Below are 1,552 nucleotides of genomic sequence, written 5' to 3' on the forward strand. Positions count from 1 at the left end.
GGCAGCACTTGCGAAACAACACCAAATCACCTAGCGTTCAACATGCCTCGTTGATCACGCCGCGTGAACCACGCCAAATCCGAAGTCCACCACCTCCCGGGACGTTATCTGCTTGTCGGCCAGCGCCCGGATCGACAACCCCTCGACCCGATGATCCCGGCGGATCGCCGCGAACACATAACCGACGCGGAGTGTCGTGAAGACAGGGCCAAATCAGAACGTCACCACGCACACCCGCGACCACACAGGTGGAGCCATTTCTAGCCGTCCACCCGGGGCCAAATCAGGCTGTCACAGTCAAACCGGCCGTCCTCACCGCGACGGCGCCACCCACAACCCGCCCGCCGGTCACCGCCACGCCCAGCCCGTCCTCAACCCACGTGACGCTTTAGTCATCCGGGAGCCGACGATGAACCCCAACCCGGCGTCATCCAACGCGGCCAGGTTCGACGCCGACAGCATGCCCGCATCGGCGGCGATCACCATCGGCGTGTCACCAAGTTCATGGCGGGCCGCGAAGCCGGTGATGATCGGCACCAGCGTGGTGGTCTCGGCGGTGTTGCCCTCGAAACAGCCCACCTCCAAAGGGAACCCGCTACGATCGACCAACAGGCCGACCACGATTTGAGGGTCGACGCGGCGCTCTTTGCTATAGCCGACCTTGCGCAGTTCGTCTTCATTCTCAGCCTCGAAATACAACGTCGTGACGTCGTAGAGCAGCAGGCTCAACCCGCCTCGATCCGCGGCGTGGGTGAAGCACCTGGCGGCGATCTGCTCGCGATAGTTGGCGGTGTTGACCTTGGCGAGGTGGCGTTGAATCGTTCTGTACGACACAGTGTCTGCGCCCAGGTCGGCCAGCACGCGGGCGGCGTCGGCCTTGCTGGTGGGCTCGACGATCCGAGCTATCACCAGATCCCGGAACACCGCATCGGTGACGATGTCGAACCCCAGCCAGTCATAGACCGCGCCCAGCACGTCGTAGAGAAGACGCGAATGAGTCGCCGCGGTGCGCCCGGCCGGCGCCGGCGCACCGTTGGCGACACCCGGCGACAACGTCAAGGTGCCGGTTCGCCAGTCGGCGATGCCGTCGATGGACTGAGTCCGCGCGGGCACCTCGATGTCGAGAACGCCTTGGTCCTGTCCGGCGATCCGGCGGGCCTGCTCAAGCAGGATCCCGAGCTGCGCATCGGTGTGCGCCGACCCTACGTGCGCCAAGATCGTGCGTTGACCTCGATGTTTTCGCACGACCTGCACGGCCACCGCACCCGAGGCCGTGCGCACCTTCCGCACGTACGCCACCGGCTGAAACTACCCGCTTAGTGCCCCAAACGGGGCACTAAGCGGGATAAAGCCGCAGGTCAGCAGATCGCCGCTCCGAAAAATGGCCAGAGGTGTCCGAAGTCAGGCCTCACCGGCCCGCCGCCGCCGGTTGTGGACCGGAGTGACTGAGAGCCGCCTGACTTCGGACATTTGGCCTAGTACCCGGGTTTGATGCCGAGGTCGGTGAGGATCTTGCGCTGAGCTTCGGGAATGGCCGGTGGGAAGGTCTGGG

The 1,552-nt window shown here is 64.7% G+C and carries 1 protein-coding gene and 1 pseudogene; both read right to left on the reverse strand.

Going from position 1 to position 1,552, the window contains the following annotated elements:
• Nucleotides 1-54 precede the first annotated feature (54 nt).
• Entirely contained in the window at nt 55-177 is a 123-nt protein-coding gene (locus H7I57_RS16255; protein WP_264024652.1) for a hypothetical protein, read from the reverse strand.
• Nucleotides 178-354: 177 nt separating this feature from the next.
• A pseudogene (locus H7I57_RS16260) lies at nt 355-1,299 on the reverse strand (IS1634 family transposase); the annotation flags it as partial.
• Between the last annotated feature and the right edge of the window lie 253 nt (nt 1,300-1,552).

The sequence above is a fragment of the Mycolicibacterium pyrenivorans genome, from assembly GCF_025821625.1.
In the GTDB taxonomy this organism is placed as follows: domain Bacteria; phylum Actinomycetota; class Actinomycetes; order Mycobacteriales; family Mycobacteriaceae; genus Mycobacterium; species Mycobacterium pyrenivorans.